This window comes from Pseudomonas sp. UBT (genome assembly GCF_050915955.1).
Taxonomy (GTDB): Bacteria; Pseudomonadota; Gammaproteobacteria; order Pseudomonadales; family Pseudomonadaceae; genus Aquipseudomonas; species Aquipseudomonas antarctica_A.
Genome location: NZ_CP168079.1, coordinates 2,631,862 through 2,650,403, shown reverse-complemented (window position 1 = coordinate 2,650,403; position 18,542 = coordinate 2,631,862). Strand labels below are relative to the sequence as shown.

Below are 18,542 nucleotides of genomic sequence, written 5' to 3'. Positions count from 1 at the left end.
TTTCAAATTTACAACTTTTACTACTTTGTAACCTTCTCTTCGGCTTGTCCGTATCGCTACGTTCATGTCTCTGAGGCGCGCTATTCTACAATCTTAAAAACCCCTGTCAACCCTTTAAATTGCTTTTAAGACAATGATTTGCGCTTCTTTCTGATTTCTCCTTGGGGAGAAGAAACCCGTGGGCTGACGTTGCTGCGGGGCGCACTTTACAAGCCTTTGCCTTACAGTTCAACGCCCTATCGAAAAAAAAGGCCCCGCAATGCGAGGCCGTCTCTAATAACCCTACAGGCCGGGCTTAGTGGAAGACGATTTCGTCGTTTTCCACCGTGGCCGTCACGCGGGTGCCTGGCATGAAGCTGCCCGAGAGGATCAACTGTGCCAGTGGGTTTTCGATCCAGCGCTGGATCGCACGTTTAAGTGGCCGTGCGCCATACACCGGGTCGTAACCGACCGCGATCAGCTTGTCCAACGCCTCGCTGCTCAGTTCCAGGTCAAGCTCACGCTCGGCCAGGCGACTACGCAGACGACCCAACTGGATCTCGGTGATGCCCGCGATCTGATCCCGCGCCAGAGGCTCGAAGATCACCACTTCATCCACCCGGTTGATAAATTCCGGACGGAAGTGCGAGGTCAGCGCATCCATCACGGCCGCACGCTGGCCTTCACGATCCCCCACCAATTCCTGGATCTGCGCCGAGCCCAGGTTGGAGGTCATCACGATCACCGTATTGCGGAAGTCCACGGTACGCCCGTGACTGTCCGTCAGACGGCCATCTTCCAACACCTGCAAGAGGATGTTGAACACATCCGGGTGGGCCTTCTCGACCTCGTCCAGCAGGATCACCGAGTAAGGCTTGCGCCGCACAGCCTCGGTCAGGTAACCGCCCTCCTCGTAGCCCACGTAGCCTGGTGGTGCGCCTATCAGGCGAGCCACCGAATGTTTCTCCATGAACTCGGACATATCGATCCGCACCATGGCCTCTTCAGTATCGAAGAGAAACTCGGCCAAGGCTTTGCACAGCTCGGTCTTACCCACGCCGGTCGGGCCGAGGAACATGAACGAGCCGCTCGGACGGTTCGGGTCGGACAAGCCGGCACGGGAACGTCGTACCGCGTTGGACACCGCTACCACCGCCTCTTCCTGCCCGATGACGCGCTGGTGCAACAGGCTTTCCATCTTCAGTAACTTGTCGCGCTCGCCTTCAAGCATTTTCGACACGGGAATGCCGGTCCACTTGGAGACCACTTCGGCAATTTCTTCCTCGGTCACCTTGCTGCGCAGCAACTGGTTCTCGCTCTTGCCATGCTGGTCGACCATCTGCAGGCTGCGTTCCAGATCCGGGATCACCCCGTACTGCAATTCGGCCATGCGGTTCAGGTCGCCTTTACGGCGTGCGGCTTCCAGCTCCTGACGGGACTGCTCGATCTTTTGCTGGATCTGCGCAGAACCCTGCACTTCGGCTTTTTCCGAGGTCCAGATTTCCTCGAGATCCGAATACTCGCGCTCCAGACGGACGATTTCTTCCTGAAGTTTCTCCAGGCGTTTTTTCGCTGCCTCGTCCTCTTCCTTCTTAAGCGCCTGGGATTCGACTTTCAGTTGAATCAGGCGACGATCAAGGCGGTCGAGCACTTCCGGCTTGGAGTCAATCTCCATGCGAATACGGCTGGCCGCTTCGTCGATGAGGTCGATAGCCTTGTCCGGTAACTGGCGATCGGTGATATAGCGATGGCTCAACTTGGCCGCCGCAATGATCGCGCCGTCAGTAATCGCCACCTTATGGTGGACCTCATAGCGTTCTTTGAGGCCACGCAGGATGGCGATGGTGTCTTCTTCGCTCGGTTCTTCCACCAGCACTTTCTGGAAGCGACGCTCAAGTGCCGCGTCCTTCTCAATGTATTGGCGGTACTCGTTGAGCGTGGTTGCGCCAACGCAGTGCAACTCGCCGCGCGCCAAGGCCGGCTTGAGCATGTTACCGGCGTCCATTGAACCTTCGCCTTTACCGGCGCCGACCATGGTGTGCAGTTCGTCGATAAACAGAATGATCTGCCCTTCCTGCTTCGACAGCTCGTTCAGCAAGGATTTCAGGCGCTCTTCGAACTCGCCACGGAACTTGGCACCGGCGATCAACGATCCCATGTCCAGGGACAGCAGGCGCTTGCCTTTCAGGCCGTCCGGCACCTCACCATTAATGATGCGCTGGGCCAGGCCCTCAGCAATAGCGGTTTTACCCACACCAGGTTCGCCGATCAGCACCGGGTTGTTCTTGGTACGACGTTGCAGCACCTGGATGGTGCGCCGAATTTCGTCGTCACGGCCGATCACCGGGTCAAGCTTGCCTTCTTCGGCGCGCTTGGTCAGGTCGACGGTGTATTTGTCCAGAGCCTGGCGCGACTCTTCATGATTGGGGTCATTGACTGCCTCGCCGCCACGCAGATTATTGATGGCGTTTTCCAGGGCTTTCTTGCTCACGCCCTGCCCCAGCAACAATTTGCCGAGCTTACTGTTGTCGTCCATTGCGGCGAGCAGCACCAGTTCGCTGGAGATGAACTGATCACCTTTCTGCTGGGCCAGGCGATCAGCCTGGTTGAGCAGGCGCGCCAAGTCCTGCGACATGTTCACGTCGCCGGTAGGATTTTGGATTTTCGGCAGTTGGTCGAGCTCTTTGCTCAACTCCTTGCGCAGGCTGTTGATGTCAAAGCCCACCTGCATCAGCAAGGGCTTGATAGAACCACCTTGCTGTTCAAGGAGCGCCTGCATCAAGTGCGCAGGCTCGATGGCCGGGTGGTCGAGGCCCACCGCCAAGGATTGGGAATCCGATAAGGCCAACTGCAATTTGCTGGTTAAACGATCAATACGCATTAGTCACATTCCTTTTGAGCAGGCCGGAGCTGTAAACACATCCTGAATGAAGAAACCTGCCAGATACCCTTATAGATGGGGTGGATTCTGGCGGATTCAAGCGAGCAATGTTTGATATGGATCAGCAATGACCCGGATCAGGAGAGTCTAGCGCTCAAGCCAGATCAGGGAGGCAAACCGACCGGTGCGAGGGCTGCGCCGGTAAGAAAAGAAGCGGGGGTCGGTCACGGTGCAAAAACCGCCGCCATACACAGCCGTGACACCGCGTGCGGCCAGGCGCAGGCGCGCCAGTTGGTAGATGTCAGCCATGTACTTGCCGGGATTGTGGCTTGGAACAAAGGCTTCGGCAGTGACCGGCAGTTGCTGCATAAAAGCTTCACGCACTTCCGGGCCGACTTCAAAGGCCTGCGGGCCGATGGCAGGGCCCAGCCAGACCAACACTTCGCCGGGTTCAGCCGCCAGGCTTTCGAAGGCGGCTTCGAGCACACCCGCCGCCAAGCCACGCCAACCCGCATGAGCGGCGGCCACACGCGTGCCGGCTCGGTTGCAGAACAACACGGGCAAACAATCGGCGGTCATGGATGTGCAGGCGATACCCGGCGTGCTGGTCCAACTGCCATCGGCCTCTGCGATGCGCGATGGGTCAGCCTCAACCACGGCTATCCCGTGGACTTGGCGCAGCCAGGCAGGCTGAATGTGGAATGCGTCGGTAAGACGGCGACGGTTTTCAAGAACAGCCTCAAGGCTGTCCTCGACATGATCACCCAGATTAAGGCTGTCGAACGGCGCCAAGCTGACGCCGCCCGCACGGGTAGTGACGCAGGCTTTAACCTGAGCCGGCGCAGGCCAGTCAGGAATCAGCCAGTCACTCATCCGATAAACGCCTCACGATCCTGCTTGAGCAGCGACAACAACCAGACCAGATCGTCCGGCAGAGGCGATTCCCAGCTCATCCGCTTACCACTCGTCGGATGATCCAGCTCCAGGAAGCGTGCGTGCAAGGCCTGGCGCGGGAAGGATTTCAGCGATTCAACCATGGTCACACTGGCCGCCGGCGGAATACGGAAGCGACCACCGTAGGCCGGATCTCCGACCAACGGGAAATTAATGTGCGCCATGTGCACGCGAATCTGGTGCGTACGACCGGTTTCCAGCTTGACCCGCACGTGAGTATGGGACCGGAAACGCTCCAGCACACGGTAGTGGCTGACGGCCTGCTTGCCACCTTCCATCACCGCCATACGCTGGCGCTGCTGGCCGTGACGGCCGATGGGGGCGTTGATCTTGCCACCCGCCACCACCACGCCGATCACGATGCACTCGTAGATTCGGCTGACGCTGCGGCTCTGCAATTGTGTGACCAGCTGCGTCTGGGCCTGGATAGTCTTGGCCACCACCATCAAGCCGGTGGTGTCCTTATCCAGGCGGTGCACGATGCCGCAGCGCGGGACATTGATGATGTCCGGCACGTGGTGCAACAAGGCATTGAGCAAGGTGCCATCAGCGTGCCCGGCTGCCGGGTGAACCACCAGGCCTGCAGGTTTGTTGATGACCAGGATGTCGTCATCTTCATAGACGATGTCCAGCTCGATGTCCTGAGCGACCCATTCTCCCTGGGCTTCCTGCTCGGCAGTCAGCTCAAGAATCGCACCGCCATGGACTATGTCTCGCGGGCGGATAACCGCTCCATCCACAGTCAGGCGGCCGTCTTTGATCCAGGCGGAAAGGCGCGAGCGCGAGTGCTCAGCGAATAATTGTGCGGCGACTTGATCGAGGCGTTGGCCGCCCAATTCGGACGGCACCTCTGCGCGAAGTTCAATTTTATCGGACATGCTCAGACTAGGCGTGGCACAGCCTTTGGTTTCGGCTGCGCGCTTGTGGTTAAATACGGCGTCTTTTGCCCCGATGCTTTCAACGGGGCGCTCATCATAACAGGACGGCCCCGCCCAAGACAGCGGCCGTCATAGGGACGCAAGCCGCCATGCAAGTGAAACACCTGCTGCTGATCGCCATCCTCGCCATGACTGCTGCTTGCTCGTCAACAAAGGAAGTCGTCGACGAAAACCTGAGCGAAGTCGAGCTGTATCAATTAGCTCAAAAAGACTTGGACAATAATAGCTACACCAGCGCCACAGCCAAGCTGAAGGCCCTGGAGTCGCGCTATCCGTTCGGGCGCTATGCCGACCAGGCCCAGCTTGAGCTGATCTACGCCAACTACAAGAACGCCGAGCCGGAGGCTGCCAAGTCTGCTGCCGAGCGTTTTATCCGTCTGCACCCGCAGCACCCGAACGTGGACTACGCCTACTACATGAAGGGCCTGACCTCGTTCGACCAGGACGTTGGCCTGCTGGCGCGCTTCCTGCCGCTGGACATGACCAAGCGTGACCCGGGAGCTGCCCGCGACTCCTACAACGAGTTCGCCCAGCTGACCAGCCGCTTCCCCAACAGCCGCTACGCGCCGGACGCCAAGCAGCGCATGATCTACCTGCGCAACCTGCTGGCTTCCTACGAAATTCACGTTGCCCATTACTACCTGACCCGTCAGGCGTATGTAGCTGCCGCCAACCGTGGCCGCTATGTAGTGGAGAACTTCCAGGAAACCCCATCCGTGGGTGACGGCCTGGCCGTGATGACCGAGGCTTACCAGCGCCTGCACCTGGACGCCCTGGCGGCCACCAGCCTGGAAACCCTTAAGCTCAACTACCCGGACCACCCAAGCCTCAAGGACGGTCAGTTCGTGCCTCAGGTTGCCGAAGTGGACAACCGTTCGTGGCTGAGCAAGTACACCTTGGGCCTCATCGAGTCCCGTCCACCGTTGCCGCCGGGCGAAACCCGCGCCAACCAGGACGTGATGAAGCAGTTCCAGGATGCCAAGGAAGCCATTCCTTCGGACCTCAAGCCGCATGACGCAAACGGCGACGTGATCGAAGAAGAAGCGCCACAGGCCCTTGGCAACAACGAAGATCGTTCGTGGTTCAGCTACATGACCTTCGGTATCTTCGACTGACAGGTCGACGCGATACAAAAAGGGAGCCCATTGGGCTCCCTTTTTTGTGGGCAAGCATTATTGCGCTGTGCGCTTGCCATGCGCTTGGCTAAACTGGCGCATTCCCTGTCGAGAAACTGCACATCATGGTTCGTCTACTGTTCTGGATTGCCGTCATTGCTGCCGCGGTATGGTTCTGGCGCAAATTCAAAAGCCCGGCGGCTAAACAGCAACGCTCCGCCGAGCCTGACGCCGCCTTGATGGTGCGCTGTGCCCACTGCGGCGTGCATCTGCCGCAGGATCGCGCGCTCAGTTCACGCCAAGCGTGGTACTGCACCCAAGCGCACCTGGAACAAGGGCCAAAGTCTATCCAGCGTTGATCCGACCTGCTGGCGCATAAGGCGCCGGATCAATGATCGGTGCGCGCCCCAGCAGCAGGTCCGCGAACAACTGGCAGGAGGCTGGCGCGAGTACCAGCCCATTGCGGTAATGCCCGCAATTGAGCCATAGCCCTTTGAAACCCGGAACCTCGCCGATGTAAGGGATACCTTCCGGCGACCCGGGACGCAAACCGGCCCAGTGACCCACGACCTCGGCGTCCGCCAACGCGGGAATCAATTCCACAGCCGAAGCCTTGAGGCTTTCCAGCGCAGACTCGGTCGGGGTTTTATCGAACCCCTCATGCTCCAACGTACTGCCGATCAGAATGTGCCCATCACGCCGCGGTATTGCGTAGCGTCCTTTGGCCAGGACCATGCTCGACAAGAAATCCGACGCACATTTGTACAAAATCATTTGCCCCTTGACCGGCTCCACGGGTAGCGACAAGCCCAACTTGCCCAGCAACTCCCCGCTCCAGGCACCGGCGGCCAGCACCACCTGATCGCCAAGAATCTGCCCGGCGGCCGTATTCACACCCACTACGTCGTCACCTTCAAGAACAAACCCGTGCACTTCGCACTGCTCATGAACGGTCACGCCGGGTAGCGCCAATAACGCCGCCTTGAGGGATTTGACCAGGCGCGGGTTGCGCACATTGGCCACATCCGCCATATAGACCGCCTGGGAGTAACCACCACCGAGCACCGGCACAGCATCATGGGCGGCAGACACATCCACTTTGCTCAGCGGACGACCTTCTCGGGCAGCCCAGGCCAGTGCTTCGGCTTCATCCTCCAGGTCCAGCCAGTACAAGCCCGTGGTGTGAACCTCTGGATCAACACCCGTAGCGGCGAATAAGCGCTGCGCCAGTTGTGGATAAAAATCCTGGGACCAGTGGGCCAGAGCGGTGACTGCCGGGCTGTAGCGCCATGGATAAAGCGGTGAAACGATGCCGCCGCCCGCCCAGGAAGATTCCTGGCCAAGCCCGGAGCGCTCCAGCAGCACGACTGCCTGCCCTTGGGTGGCCAGGTTGAAGGCCGTCAACAACCCGATTACTCCACCCCCGACAATCACCACTTTCTGTTGCTTAGCCATCATTTGATCCAGCCGATAAAAAGGGAAAAGCGCACCCGGCGCCCAATCATCCAGCACTCTCATTATTGCCCCCAGCACGCCTTGCGCGACATTTCAGGTGCCGCACCCGGATTGCTGCGCACACCGGAGCTGGTCAGGCTGAATGCACCGCAAGGGTCTCCCGCCATCATTGAGCCGACGGCAGGCGTGGCCACCAGACTGAATGCCTGAGGGTTTAATGCAGCGCTGATTCTATAGTGATCATTGCCCGCACTGACGTTGCCTGCATCAAGAAAAGTACCGTTACGCGTGTAAAAGCGTTCCAGGTAGTGGACTTGCTCGGCCAACAACGCAACGACTTCTGCGCGATAGGCTTTTTTTACATGGCCGGTATACCCGGGGTAAGCGATACCGGCCAGAAACGCGATGATCGCTACAGCGATCAGTAACTCGATCAGGGTGAAACCTTGGCAATCCTTGCCCATTGATACGCTCCTTATTGAAGTTGCCGCCATAAAACCCGACGAAATCCTGGGCCTCCTCCTTGGTTTACCCGTGCATATACCGTCTCCAGAACGGTGCGCGATTGCCCGCTGAGCCCAACCGCCGTCACTCGGTACAAAGCGGCGACTGTTTCAGGCGGTAGACCCACCAGCCCTGCGCCCACCCCCAGCGATTGAATGCCATAGACCCCTCCCTTCAAGGCTACCCAACTGACTGCTGAAACAGGATTTTCCCCGGCGCCCACCACCGAAAACGACTCCTGCGGCGGTACACAGCGGCTGATCGACCGGCACAACGGCAGCATCGCACCTGCGTGCCGGACGACCGACTCACCCAGCCGCAAGCCGCTTTCAGCGCTTTGAAATGATTGATTTCGATGCCAGACGCCGCTGGCGATCTTTTGCTGGGACATGGCCCCTTGCATCGAGGCCAGGCCGATCAGTGACAAGACCAATAGAAATACCAGGCTGATCATTAGAACCATGCCCGTCTGCCGCCGATAAAAGCCGCGATAACTCAACATAATCGCCCTACCCCACCCGATTACGCAGCGCCGCCACGACGCTGTAAGCCTGATCCTTCACTCGCCCGGTCGGGTCTCGAAGCGTCATTTGAATGCGCACACTGCGTATCAGCGATTCATCAGCCGGGCTGGCGTCATAGCGCACGACTTGAGTCGAGCCGGATTTGGCCGCTACACCAAAACTGATGTCGAACGCCTGTACGTTATCCACCAACACAATCCTGGCCGGCGCTGCCGGCGTACTGACCTTCAGCTGCCCCGCCTCAAAGGTGTAGGTGAGCTGGCGTATCGCAAATCGAGTCTGCCCGGGCGCAGGCAGTGGTGAGCTGCCCGCATAGGCTTGGGCTGTGCCGGTGCAATCGGACAGTATCGTCCAGTCAGGCTTGCCGCCGTCACCTGCCGCATCGGCAGTGACCAGCGTCAGTGACCTTGAGCTGCTCGCCGCACTCCAGCCAACGGGGCGATCAAACGCTGGCGGTGCGTTATCGATATAGGCCGTGGCCAGGCAGCCCAGCATGCCCGCCTGGCGAATATCCTGGATCATCTTGCCCAGCACAAACCGTGCATCATCCTGCAGCAACATGGCGGCCTGCTGGCTGGCGTGGGTGGATCGAGCGCTGATGACAACCTGACTGACCCCGAGTACCAGCACCAACCCGACAGCCAGCGCCAGCAACAGCTCCATCAAGCTGAAACCCCGCGCCAAGCGAATCATTGCGCCACCCCCGGCTCGCTGGCAGCGCGACTGGTGAGGATGAACGTTTCCCGTGCGCCGCTGCTGTTCGCTGCCCTGGCGTCGTCCCAACTGATACTGACGGTCACCTCGCTGCCGCTGACCACGACAGAGCCTTTTGCGCTCGCTCCGGCAAACCCGATGATATTGGCTTCAAAATCATGCAGGTCCAGGTCGCGTACGCTGGAGGTCACTGTACTGGAGGGTGCACCTTCGCTCAGACCCCATGAGTAATCGGCGCCCGAGTTGGCGCGGACCCGGTCCAGCATGTCGTAGGCAATGAAACTGGCCTGGCTGATCATCCTGGAGCTGTCGGTGTGCTTGAGTGCATTGAGCTGGATCACGGCGGCGCCGAGCAGGCCAACCGCAAGAATCAGCACCGCCACCAGCACCTCGATCAGCGTCATGCCGGATTGGTGCCTGCGCAAAAAGGGGGCAGCGTTTGTGTTCGGGCGAACAAGCATTACCGTCGTCATCCCTGTCGAAGGCTGAAAAAACAGCAAAACAGCTGCTGTGCGGCCCAAGATTAGCGCCGGTTTTTGGCTGGCGCTGCTCCCGGAACAAAGGGAAATACTTTGGACATGAATGCCATCATTCAGCGCCAAGAGCCGGGGGCTATACCTATACCTGTCAACTGAAAGACTGAACACGTCCACGGAGGGACGGCCTATGAGACAACACGGCTTCACGCTGATCGAACTGCTGCTCGGCTTGGTGCTGAGCGGCATCCTGACAAACCTCGCAGTACCCAGCTTCAGGGGGTTTCTTGAATCGCAGCAACGACAAACGGCTGTCAACGCCCTGGCAGCCGGGTTGCGTTATGCACGCACCGAGGCCATTACCCGCAATCGTGCGGTGGTGATTCATGCAAGGGATGAGAACTGGAGCCTGGGATGGCGAGTGATTCTGGACGTCAGCGGACGCGGTGTCCTGGACGACAACAACCCGGTACTGCTGGAACGTCAGGACGGAGGGAAAATACCGATCGTAGGCAATGGGCCGGTCAAGAGCCAGGTGCGATTCAGCGGGTTGGGCGAACCGGTGTTTTCAGCAGGAGGCTTTCGCGCTGGTACTGTGCATGTATGCGACGCGGACCAGGCGCAAAGCCTGTTTCAGCTGGTGCTGGCCCCCAGCGGGCGCATCAGCCTGCGCAGTGAACCCACCGAGCAGGCATTGTGCCGAAATCATTCCGGCAACCTGGCATTTAAAGCAACGAGCGGACTCGCAGCTCCTTGGGCATGGAGAACGTGATGTTCTCTTCACGACCGGCCAACTCATCGGCACCGGTGGCACCCCAAGCCTGCAGTTGCTGGATCACGCCACGCACCAGGACTTCAGGGGCTGAGGCACCCGCAGTGATGCCGATACGTTCAACACCGTCGAACCAGCTGCGCTGCATGTCTTCAGCGCCGTCGATCAAGTACGCCGGGGTAGCCATGCGCTCAGCCAGTTCGCGCAAGCGGTTGGAGTTGGAGCTGTTAGGGCTGCCGACCACGAGCACGACATCACATTCATCGGCCAGTTGCTTGACCGCGTCTTGACGGTTTTGCGTGGCGTAGCAGATGTCGTCCTTACGCGGACCACCGATGGCCGGGAACCGTGTGCGCAGGGCATCGATCACTCGGCTGGTATCATCCATCGATAAGGTGGTTTGCGTCACAAAGGCCAGCCGCTCGGGGTTTTGTACCTGCAAGTTGGCGACGTCTTTTTCATCTTCTACGAGGTAGATGGCGCCGCCAGTGCTGGCGTCGTACTGGCCCATGGTGCCTTCGACCTCCGGGTGGCCAGCGTGGCCAATCAGGATGCATTCACGACCGTCACGGCTGTAACGCGCGACTTCGATGTGCACCTTGGTCACCAGCGGGCAGGTGGCGTCGAATACTTTCAGGCCACGGCCGGCCGCTTCGGTACGTACGGCCTGGGACACACCGTGGGCGCTGAAGATGACAATAACGTCGTCCGGCACCTGGTCGAGTTCTTCGACAAAGATAGCGCCGCGTGCTCGCAGGTCTTCGACCACGAATTTGTTGTGGACGACTTCATGGCGCACGTAAATCGGCGGCCCGAAGACTTCCAGGGCGCGATTAACGATTTCGATCGCCCGGTCCACACCAGCGCAGAAGCCACGGGGGTTGGCGAGTTTGATTTGCATGCTGTGCCTCGTGTCTTGCAGGGCAAGAAATTGGATCAACTCAACTCTGTAAGAGTAAGCCTCTGTGGATGCCGGGCCTGCCCGCGATAAAGACGACTCGGTGTATCAGGTACACCGAGGTGATGCTATCGCAGGCAAGCCAGCTCCCACAGGAACCGGTTTAGTCAATCAGAGCGCTTTAACGTCGATGATTTCGACGTCAAACGTCAAGGTTTTACCGGCCAACGGGTGGTTGAAGTCGATGGTCACTTGCGCGTCATCGAAGGTTTTCACCACACCGGGCAGCTCGGTATTCGCCGCGTCGTTGAAGATCACCAACAGACCTTCCGACAGGTCCATGTCCTGGAACTGCGAACGCGGGATGATCTGTACGTTTTGCGGGTTAGGCTGGCCAAAGGCGTTTTCCGGCAAAATCTGCAGGGTGCGCTTGTCGCCGGCCTTGAAACCGAACAGAGCGGCTTCAAAACCCGGCAGCAGGTTGCCATCGCCGACCTTGAAGGTCGCCGGGGCTTTGTCGAACGTACTGTCGACCGTGTCGCCATTCTCCAGGCGCAATGCGAAATGCAAAGTGACTTCCGTGTTCTGGCCGATGCGTTGCTCAGCCAATACCTGATCAGTCATTGACGGTCTCTCCGGTTTTCTTACTTTTGAACATGTCCAACGCCAGCATGATTGCACCGACGGTGATGGCGCTGTCGGCAAAGTTGAACGCCGGGAAATACCAGCGGTTCTGCCAATGCACCAGGATAAAGTCGATCACATGACCCAGGGCAATGCGGTCGTACAGGTTGCCCAGCGCGCCGCCCAGCACCAACGCCAGGGCAATCGCCAGCCAGGTGTCATCACGGCCCAGGCGTTTGAGCCAGACCACCAGCACCGCACTGACCACCACGGCGATCAGGGCGAACAGCCAGCGCTGCCAGCCGCCGCCATCAGCGAGGAAGCTGAAGGCGGCGCCGGTGTTGTAGGCCAGGGTCCAGCTGAAGTAATCAGGAATGACCACAATCTGCTGGTACATCTGTAAGGCGCCTTCGAAGTGAGCCTTGCTGAGCTGGTCAATGACCAGCACCAGCACGCTCAGTACGAGCCAGCCCAGACGTCCGAAACGGCTGGAAGCGTTAGGCATAGTGGCGAACCTCGCCATCACCCGAAATGTTATCGACGCAGCGACCGCAGATTTCCGGATGCTCAGGGTTCACGCCAACGTCTTCACGGCAGTGCCAGCAACGGGCGCACTTAGGGAAGGCCGACTTGACCACTTTGAGCTTGAGGCCCGGCACTTCAGTCGCCACCGCGTCCGCTGGCGCCTGGGCAAACGGTGCCAGGCTGGCGGTCGAGGTGATCAGCACGAAGCGCAGTTCGTTGCTCAGCTTGGACAGGTCGGCGGTCAAGCCTTCCTCGGCAAACAAGGTGACTTCGGCTTGCAGGTTGCCACCGACGGCCTTGGCCGCACGCTGAACTTCCAGCTCCTTGTTCACCGCAACTTTGACGGCCATCACGCCTTCCCAGTACTCGCGGCCCAGTTCGAAGTCGGCCGGCAGTTCGGTCAGGCCTTCGTACCAGGTGTTGAGCATCACGGACTCGTTACGCTCGCCCGGCAGGTATTCCCACAGTTCGTCGGCGGTGAAGGCCAGGATCGGTGCGATCCAGCGCACCAGCGCTTCAGAGATGTGATACAGCGCGGTCTGCGCCGAACGGCGGGCCTTGCTGTTGGCGCCGGTGGTGTACTGGCGGTCCTTGATGATGTCGAGGTAGAAACCACCCAGCTCCTGCACGCAGAAGTTGTGGATCTTCGAGTACACGTTCCAGAAACGGTACTCACCGTAGTGCTCCTGCAACTCGCGTTGCAGCAACAGGGTACGGTCCACAGCCCAACGGTCCAGGGCGAGCATTTCCTCGGCCGGCAGGATGTCGGTGGCCGGGTTGAAACCGGTCAGGTTCGACAGCAGGAAGCGCGCGGTATTACGGATACGGCGGTAGGCGTCGGCGCTACGGGCCAGGATCTGGTCCGACACGGCGATTTCGCCCGAGTAATCGGTCGAGGCCACCCATAGACGCATGATGTCGGCGCCCAGGGTGTCGTTGATCTTTTTCGGCTCGATCACGTTCTTCAGCGACTTGGACATCTTGCGACCCGTCTCGTCGACGGTGAAGCCATGGGTCAGCAGTTCGCGGTACGGCGCGTGATTGTCGATGGCGCAACCGGTCAGCAACGACGAGTGGAACCAGCCACGGTGTTGGTCCGAGCCTTCCAGGTACAGGTCGGCCCGCGGGCCTGTCTCGTGGCCCATCGGGTGCGAACCACGCAGCACGTGCCAGTGGGTGGTGCCCGAGTCGAACCACACGTCGAGGGTGTCGCTGATCTTGTCGTACAGCGGCGCTTCGTCGCCCAGCAACTCGGCGGCATCCAGCTTGAACCAGGCTTCGATGCCTTCCTGTTCAACGCGCAGGGCCACGGCTTCCATCAGCTCGACGGTGCGTGGGTGCAGTTCGCCGCTTTCCTTGTTCAGGAAGAACGGAATCGGCACGCCCCAGTTACGTTGGCGGGAGATGCACCAGTCCGGACGGTTGGCGATCATCGAGTGCAGGCGCGCCTGGCCCCAGGCCGGGACGAACTGGGTGTCTTCGATGGCTTTGAGCGAGCGCACACGCAGGGTGTCGCCGCTGACCGGCTCTTTGTCCATACCGATGAACCACTGCGCGGTGGCGCGGTAGATCAGCGGGCTCTTGTGACGCCAGCAGTGCATGTAGCTGTGCTTGATGGTTTCGGTTTGCATCAGCGCACCGACTTCACGCAGCTTGTCGATGATCGGCTGGTCGGCCTTGAAGATGAACTGGCCGCCGAAGAACTCCAGCGAAGGCGCGTATACGCCGTTGCTTTGCACCGGGTTGATGATGTCATCGTTGACCATGCCGTACTTCTTGCAGATCACGAAGTCGTCCACGCCATAGGCGGGCGAGCAGTGAACCACGCCAGTACCCGAGCCCAGCTCAACGTAGTCGGCCAGGTACACCGGCGACAGACGGTCGTAGAACGGGTGACGGAAGTTGATCAGTTCCAGCGCGGTGCCGGTGGTGGTGGCGATCACCGAACCTTGCAGCTCGTAGCGAGCCAGGCAGGCCTCGACCATTTCCTCGGCCAGTACCAGCAGGCGATCACCCACATCCACCAGGGCGTAGGTGAATTCCGGATGCACGTTCAGCGCCTGGTTGGCCGGGATGGTCCACGGGGTGGTGGTCCAGATCACGATGGCAGCCGGTTTGCTCAGGCTCGCCAGGCCAAAGGCCTCGGCCAGCTTGGCGTCGTCGGCGATCGGGAAGGCCACGTCGATGGTCGAGGACTTTTTGTCTTCGTACTCGACTTCCGCTTCGGCCAGGGCCGAACCGCAGTCGAAACACCAGTTCACGGGCTTGAGGCCCTTGAACACGAAACCGCCCTTGACGATTTCGGCCAAGGCGCGGATTTCACCGGCCTCGTTCTTGAAGTTCATGGTCTTGTACGGGTTGTCCCACTCGCCCAACACGCCCAGGCGGATGAATTCGGACTTCTGCCCTTCGATCTGCTCGGTGGCGTAGGCACGGCACAGTTCGCGGGTTTTATCCGCGCCCAGGTTCTTGCCGTAGGTCACTTCGACTTTGTGTTCGATCGGCAGGCCGTGGCAGTCCCAGCCCGGAACATACGGCGCGTCGAAACCCGACAGGGTCTTCGAGCGCAGGATCATGTCCTTGAGAATTTTATTCAGCGCATGACCGATGTGAATCGTGCCGTTGGCATAAGGAGGGCCGTCGTGCAGGACGAACTTCGGACGATCCTTGCCAATTTCGCGCAACTTTCCGTACAGGCCAATACTGTCCCAGCGCTGCAGGATCTGCGGTTCGCGCTGTGGCAGGCCGGCCTTCATTGGGAAGGCGGTGTCCGGAAGGTTTAGCGTGGCTTTATAGTCGGTCATTTAAGGCTCTTCGGTTAGCGATGGGCGCTAGGTGCGGCTAGTGCACGGGCGGCGGCGACATCCGCATTGATCGCCGTTTTCAACGCCTCAAGGGAGGCGAAACGCTGCTCTTCACGCAGCTTCTGGTGGAAAACCACCGTCAAACGCCGGTCATACAAATCACCGGCAAAATCCAAAAGGTGAACTTCCAGGTGGGCCTTGCCATCACCTGCAACCGTGGGCCTGACGCCTATGTTGGCGACTCCCGGCCACGATTGACCGTCAATGTCGACACTCACCAGGTAAACCCCGGTGAGTGGCACACGACGGCGCTTGAGTTGCACGTTGGCGGTTGGCGTGCCCAGTTGGCGCGCCAGCTTCTGGCCGTGCAGGACCCGCCCGGCAATGCGGAACGGGCGACCGAGCAAGCGCTCGGCCAAGGCGAAGTCGGCAGCGGCCAGGGCGTTACGCACCTGGGTACTGCTCACGCGCAGGCCATCCAGTTCGACGGTTTGCGCGGCTTCGACGGTAAAACCTTGATTAACGCCGGCGTGCTGCAGGAAGTCGAAATCCCCGACGCGGTCGCAACCGAAACGGAAGTCGTCGCCGACCTCCAGGTGCTGTACGCCCAGGCCATCCACCAGAATACGGTCGACGAACTCGGCGGCGCTGAGGCTTTGCAAGCGCTGGTTGAAGGCCAGGCAAAGGACACGGTCCACACCCTCTTCAGCCAGCAGTTGCAGCTTGTCCCGCAAGCGGGCCAGACGTGCTGGCGCCGTTTCGGGGGTAAAGAATTCCCGCGGCTGCGGTTCAAAAATCACCACGCAGCTGGGCACGCCCAACTCAACCGCACGTTCACGCAGCCGGCCCAGGATAGCCTGGTGGCCACGGTGAACACCGTCAAAGTTGCCAATAGTGGCGACGCAGCCCCGATGCTCGGGGCGCAGGTTGTGGAGACCTCGAACCAGCTGCATAACGCGCTTCTTGCTCATAAAGTGGTCGATTATAACCACACACGGCCCCGGACGACAGGCAACAGAACAGGCCAAAGGGGTCGAATCGATAAAACAACCGTTTTATCGCGGCAAACTCTCTATCCCAGCGACTTGCGATTGAAATCCCGCAGGCGAAAGCCTTGCAGCAGCAACATCCCGAAGTACACCACCACACCGGCGACCACCAACACGCCAAGGCGCATGAAGCGCTCCAGCATATGGCCTTGATCCCAGGCAGGCATGAAGTGCATCAGGCCCAGCAATACCGCCGACATCGCCGTCACGGCCACCAGCAGCTTGAGGGCGAACATCCCCCACCCCGGCTGCGGCTGATACATCTGCTGCTTGCGCAACTGATAAAACAGCAAGCCGGCATTGATGCAGGCACCGATGCTGATAGCCAGGGCCAGGCCGGCATGGGCCAACGGGCCGATAAACACCAGATTGAGCAACTGGGTAACGATCAGCGTGAAAATCGCGATTTTGACCGGAGTGCGGATGTTTTGCTGTGCGTAGAAGCCTGGGGCCAGCACCTTGATCACAATAATGCCGAGCAAACCGACGGAGTAGGCGACCAACGCGCGCTGGGTCATCGACGCGTCAAACGCACTGAACTGGCCATACTGGAACAACGACACAGTCAGCGGCTCAGCCAGGATTCCCAACGCCAGGGAACATGGCAGCACCAGCATGAAGCACAGGCGCAGGCCCCAGTCGAGGATGCGTGAATACTCCTGGCGGTCCTTGCTGGCATAGGTGCGCGACAAGGTTGGCAGCAAAATCGTGCCCAGAGCCACGCCAAGCACACCGGACGGCAGTTCCATCAGGCGATCGGCGTAGTACATCCACGACACCGAACCGGAGACCAGCAGCGAGGCAAACGCGGTGTTGATGATCAGGGAGATCTGACTGACCGACACACCCAGGATCGCCGGCAGCATATTGCGCATTACGCGCCACACACCGGTGTCCTTGAGGTTAAGACGCGGCAGTACGAGCATGCCGATCTTTTTCAGGTGCGGCAGTTGGTAGAGCAACTGCGCCAGGCCACCCGCCAGTACCGCCCAGCCCAGAGCCATGACCGGCGGGTCGAAGTACGGCGTGAGGAACAGCGCGAAAATAATCATGCTGACGTTCAACAGGGTCGGCACAAAGGCCGGCACCGAGAAGCGGTTCCAGGTATTGAGGATCGCCCCAGCCAGGGACGACAGAGAAATCAGCAATATATAGGGGAAGGTCACCCGCAGCAGATCAGTGGTCAGCGCGAATTTTTCCGGTGTGTTGGCAAAACCAGGCGCCGTGGCCCAGATCACCCAGGGTGCAGCCAGCATGCCGGCGATGGTCACCAACATCAGTACCAGGGTCAGCAGGCCCGAGACATAGGCAATAAACGTGCGGGTCGCCTCTTCACCCTGCTGGGTCTTGTACTCGGCCAGGATCGGCACGAAAGCTTGAGAAAAAGCGCCCTCCGCGAAGATCCGCCGCAGCAGATTGGGCAGTTTAAAGGCAATAAAGAATGCATCCGTGGCCATGCTGGCGCCAAAAATGCGCGCCAGCAGGGTGTCACGCACGAACCCCAAAACCCGGGAAATCATGGTGATAGAGCTCACGGCAGCCAACGATTTGAGCAGATTCATTGAAAGAGTTTGCGCCTATAGATAAAGAGCAGGCGAACAAAGCGCCCACTTATGCGATACTGCGCGCCTGCAACAGCACAGAGCCAAAGCTCGCGAGTTTACAGGTCAAGCGCCGGAAATAAATCACCCGCCTCTTCAGATCGACCACTCAGCAGTTCGCATCAGCCGCCCTTGACAACCCATCAAGTCATCGGCATGATTCGCGGCCTATTTTGTTTGCTATTTCCTAAAAAGTCTTTCGAGGAGCTCGACGGTGGCCAACACACCTTCCGCCAAAAAACGTGCAAAACAGGCTGAGAAGCGTCGCAGCCACAACGCCAGCCTGCGTTCCATGGTTCGTACCTACATCAAGAATGTAGTTAAAGCCATCGACACCAAAGACGCTGAAAAAGCCCAAGCTGCTTACGTTCTGGCCGTGCCAGTTATCGACCGTATGGCTGATAAAGGCATCATCCACAAGAACAAGGCCGCTCGTCATAAGAGCCGCCTGAATGGCCACATCAAGGCTCTGAACGTCGCTGCAGCAGCCTAAGTGGTAAAAACTGCAACGTAGCCCAGGTTACGTCACAGTTAAGAAATGCCCCGTACCGAAAGGTCCGGGGCATTTTTGTTTGTGCCTGATATAGGGCGTGCGCAGTTCAAAATGTGGGAGGATTTGCCCGCGAGAGCGGTGGGTCAATGACTTATAAGGTGGCTGACACGCCCCATCGCGGGCAAGCCCGCTCCCACATTTGGACCGCGGGGTGTGAGATAGATATTTTCAAGCAA

At 59.4% G+C, this 18,542-nt stretch carries 18 protein-coding genes; 4 read left to right on the top strand and 14 right to left on the bottom strand.

The features are described 5' to 3' along the window. Nucleotides 1-295: 295 nt before the first annotated feature. The 3 genes from clpB to rluD form a co-directional block, all read right to left on the bottom strand. Nucleotides 296-2,860 carry an ATP-dependent chaperone ClpB gene (gene clpB / locus ACDZ94_RS12170; protein WP_053254304.1) on the bottom strand — a complete coding sequence of 855 codons (2,565 nt, stop codon included), beginning with the start codon at nucleotides 2,858-2,860 and terminating at the stop codon, nucleotides 296-298. Nucleotides 2,861-3,007: 147 nt separating this feature from the next. Continuing rightward, nucleotides 3,008-3,733 carry a peptidoglycan editing factor PgeF gene (gene pgeF, locus ACDZ94_RS12165; RefSeq protein ID WP_064450646.1) on the bottom strand — a complete coding sequence of 242 codons (726 nt, stop codon included), beginning with the start codon at nucleotides 3,731-3,733 and terminating at the stop codon, nucleotides 3,008-3,010. Continuing rightward, nucleotides 3,730-4,692 (bottom strand): 23S rRNA pseudouridine(1911/1915/1917) synthase RluD, encoded by a 963-nt coding sequence (gene rluD, locus ACDZ94_RS12160; RefSeq protein WP_053254302.1) that lies wholly within the window; start codon nucleotides 4,690-4,692, stop codon nucleotides 3,730-3,732. Before rluD ends, pgeF begins: the two co-directional genes overlap by 4 nt. 149 nt (nucleotides 4,693-4,841) lie before the next feature. Between rluD and ACDZ94_RS12155 the strand changes: the two genes are divergently transcribed. Further along, nucleotides 4,842-5,867: an outer membrane protein assembly factor BamD gene (locus ACDZ94_RS12155; protein ID WP_128588599.1), complete on the top strand. Its 1,026-nt coding sequence runs from the start codon at nucleotides 4,842-4,844 to the stop codon at nucleotides 5,865-5,867. 125 nt (nucleotides 5,868-5,992) lie between these two features. After that, a complete protein-coding gene (locus ACDZ94_RS12150; protein WP_064450644.1) occupies nucleotides 5,993-6,226 on the top strand; it encodes a PP0621 family protein in 234 nt (77 codons plus the stop codon). Here the strand turns inward: ACDZ94_RS12150 and thiO are convergent. The 5 genes from thiO to pilV form a co-directional block, all read right to left on the bottom strand. Beyond that, nucleotides 6,213-7,322 carry a glycine oxidase ThiO gene (gene thiO, locus ACDZ94_RS12145; protein WP_221293911.1) on the bottom strand — a complete coding sequence of 370 codons (1,110 nt, stop codon included), beginning with the start codon at nucleotides 7,320-7,322 and terminating at the stop codon, nucleotides 6,213-6,215. The genes ACDZ94_RS12150 and thiO overlap by 14 nt on opposite strands. Nucleotides 7,323-7,384: 62 nt before the next feature. Then, complete coding sequence (locus tag ACDZ94_RS12140) at nucleotides 7,385-7,786, bottom strand: type IV pilin protein (RefSeq protein ID WP_064450643.1); 402 nt, start codon at nucleotides 7,784-7,786, stop codon at nucleotides 7,385-7,387. 11 nt (nucleotides 7,787-7,797) lie between these two features. After that, complete coding sequence (locus ACDZ94_RS12135) at nucleotides 7,798-8,328, bottom strand: pilus assembly PilX family protein (protein WP_432750210.1); 531 nt, start codon at nucleotides 8,326-8,328, stop codon at nucleotides 7,798-7,800. Nucleotides 8,329-8,335: 7 nt separating this feature from the next. Further along, nucleotides 8,336-9,043: a PilW family protein gene (locus ACDZ94_RS12130; RefSeq protein WP_432750209.1), complete on the bottom strand. Its 708-nt coding sequence runs from the start codon at nucleotides 9,041-9,043 to the stop codon at nucleotides 8,336-8,338. Next, on the bottom strand, nucleotides 9,040-9,525 hold the full coding sequence (gene pilV / locus ACDZ94_RS12125) for a type IV pilus modification protein PilV (RefSeq protein WP_064450640.1): 486 nt from the start codon (nucleotides 9,523-9,525) through the stop codon (nucleotides 9,040-9,042). The genes ACDZ94_RS12130 and pilV overlap by 4 nt, the downstream gene beginning before the upstream one ends. A gap of 205 nt (nucleotides 9,526-9,730) precedes the next feature. Here pilV and ACDZ94_RS12120 point away from each other — a divergent pair, with 205 nt between their 5' ends. Then, the gene (locus ACDZ94_RS12120; protein ID WP_064450639.1) at nucleotides 9,731-10,312 is read left to right on the top strand and encodes a GspH/FimT family pseudopilin; all 582 of its coding nucleotides are present in this window, start codon (nucleotides 9,731-9,733) and stop codon (nucleotides 10,310-10,312) included. On the opposite strand, the gene ispH is transcribed toward ACDZ94_RS12120, so the two are convergent. The 6 genes from ispH to murJ all read right to left on the bottom strand — a co-directional run bounded on the left by ispH (nucleotide 10,266) and on the right by murJ (nucleotide 17,774). Further along, complete coding sequence (ispH, locus tag ACDZ94_RS12115) at nucleotides 10,266-11,213, bottom strand: 4-hydroxy-3-methylbut-2-enyl diphosphate reductase (RefSeq protein WP_064450638.1); 948 nt, start codon at nucleotides 11,211-11,213, stop codon at nucleotides 10,266-10,268. The genes ACDZ94_RS12120 and ispH overlap by 47 nt on opposite strands. Nucleotides 11,214-11,381: 168 nt before the next feature. Further along, entirely contained in the window at nucleotides 11,382-11,819 is a 438-nt protein-coding gene (fkpB, locus tag ACDZ94_RS12110) for an FKBP-type peptidyl-prolyl cis-trans isomerase (RefSeq protein ID WP_010213263.1), read from the bottom strand. Between the two features lie 7 nt (nucleotides 11,820-11,826). Then, on the bottom strand, nucleotides 11,827-12,339 hold the full coding sequence (lspA, locus tag ACDZ94_RS12105; protein WP_064450637.1) for a signal peptidase II: 513 nt from the start codon (nucleotides 12,337-12,339) through the stop codon (nucleotides 11,827-11,829). Then, on the bottom strand, nucleotides 12,332-15,163 hold the full coding sequence (gene ileS, locus ACDZ94_RS12100; RefSeq protein WP_064450636.1) for an isoleucine--tRNA ligase: 2,832 nt from the start codon (nucleotides 15,161-15,163) through the stop codon (nucleotides 12,332-12,334). Before ileS ends, lspA begins: the two co-directional genes overlap by 8 nt. 14 nt (nucleotides 15,164-15,177) lie before the next feature. Further along, nucleotides 15,178-16,116 carry a bifunctional riboflavin kinase/FAD synthetase gene (ribF, locus tag ACDZ94_RS12095; RefSeq protein WP_064450635.1) on the bottom strand — a complete coding sequence of 313 codons (939 nt, stop codon included), beginning with the start codon at nucleotides 16,114-16,116 and terminating at the stop codon, nucleotides 15,178-15,180. 119 nt (nucleotides 16,117-16,235) lie between these two features. Next, nucleotides 16,236-17,774: a murein biosynthesis integral membrane protein MurJ gene (murJ, locus tag ACDZ94_RS12090; RefSeq protein WP_432750208.1), complete on the bottom strand. Its 1,539-nt coding sequence runs from the start codon at nucleotides 17,772-17,774 to the stop codon at nucleotides 16,236-16,238. Nucleotides 17,775-18,027: 253 nt separating this feature from the next. On the opposite strand from murJ, the gene rpsT reads away from it, so the two are divergent. Further along, the gene (gene rpsT, locus ACDZ94_RS12085; protein WP_003171647.1) at nucleotides 18,028-18,306 is read left to right on the top strand and encodes a 30S ribosomal protein S20; all 279 of its coding nucleotides are present in this window, start codon (nucleotides 18,028-18,030) and stop codon (nucleotides 18,304-18,306) included. Nucleotides 18,307-18,542: the final 236 nt, after the last annotated feature.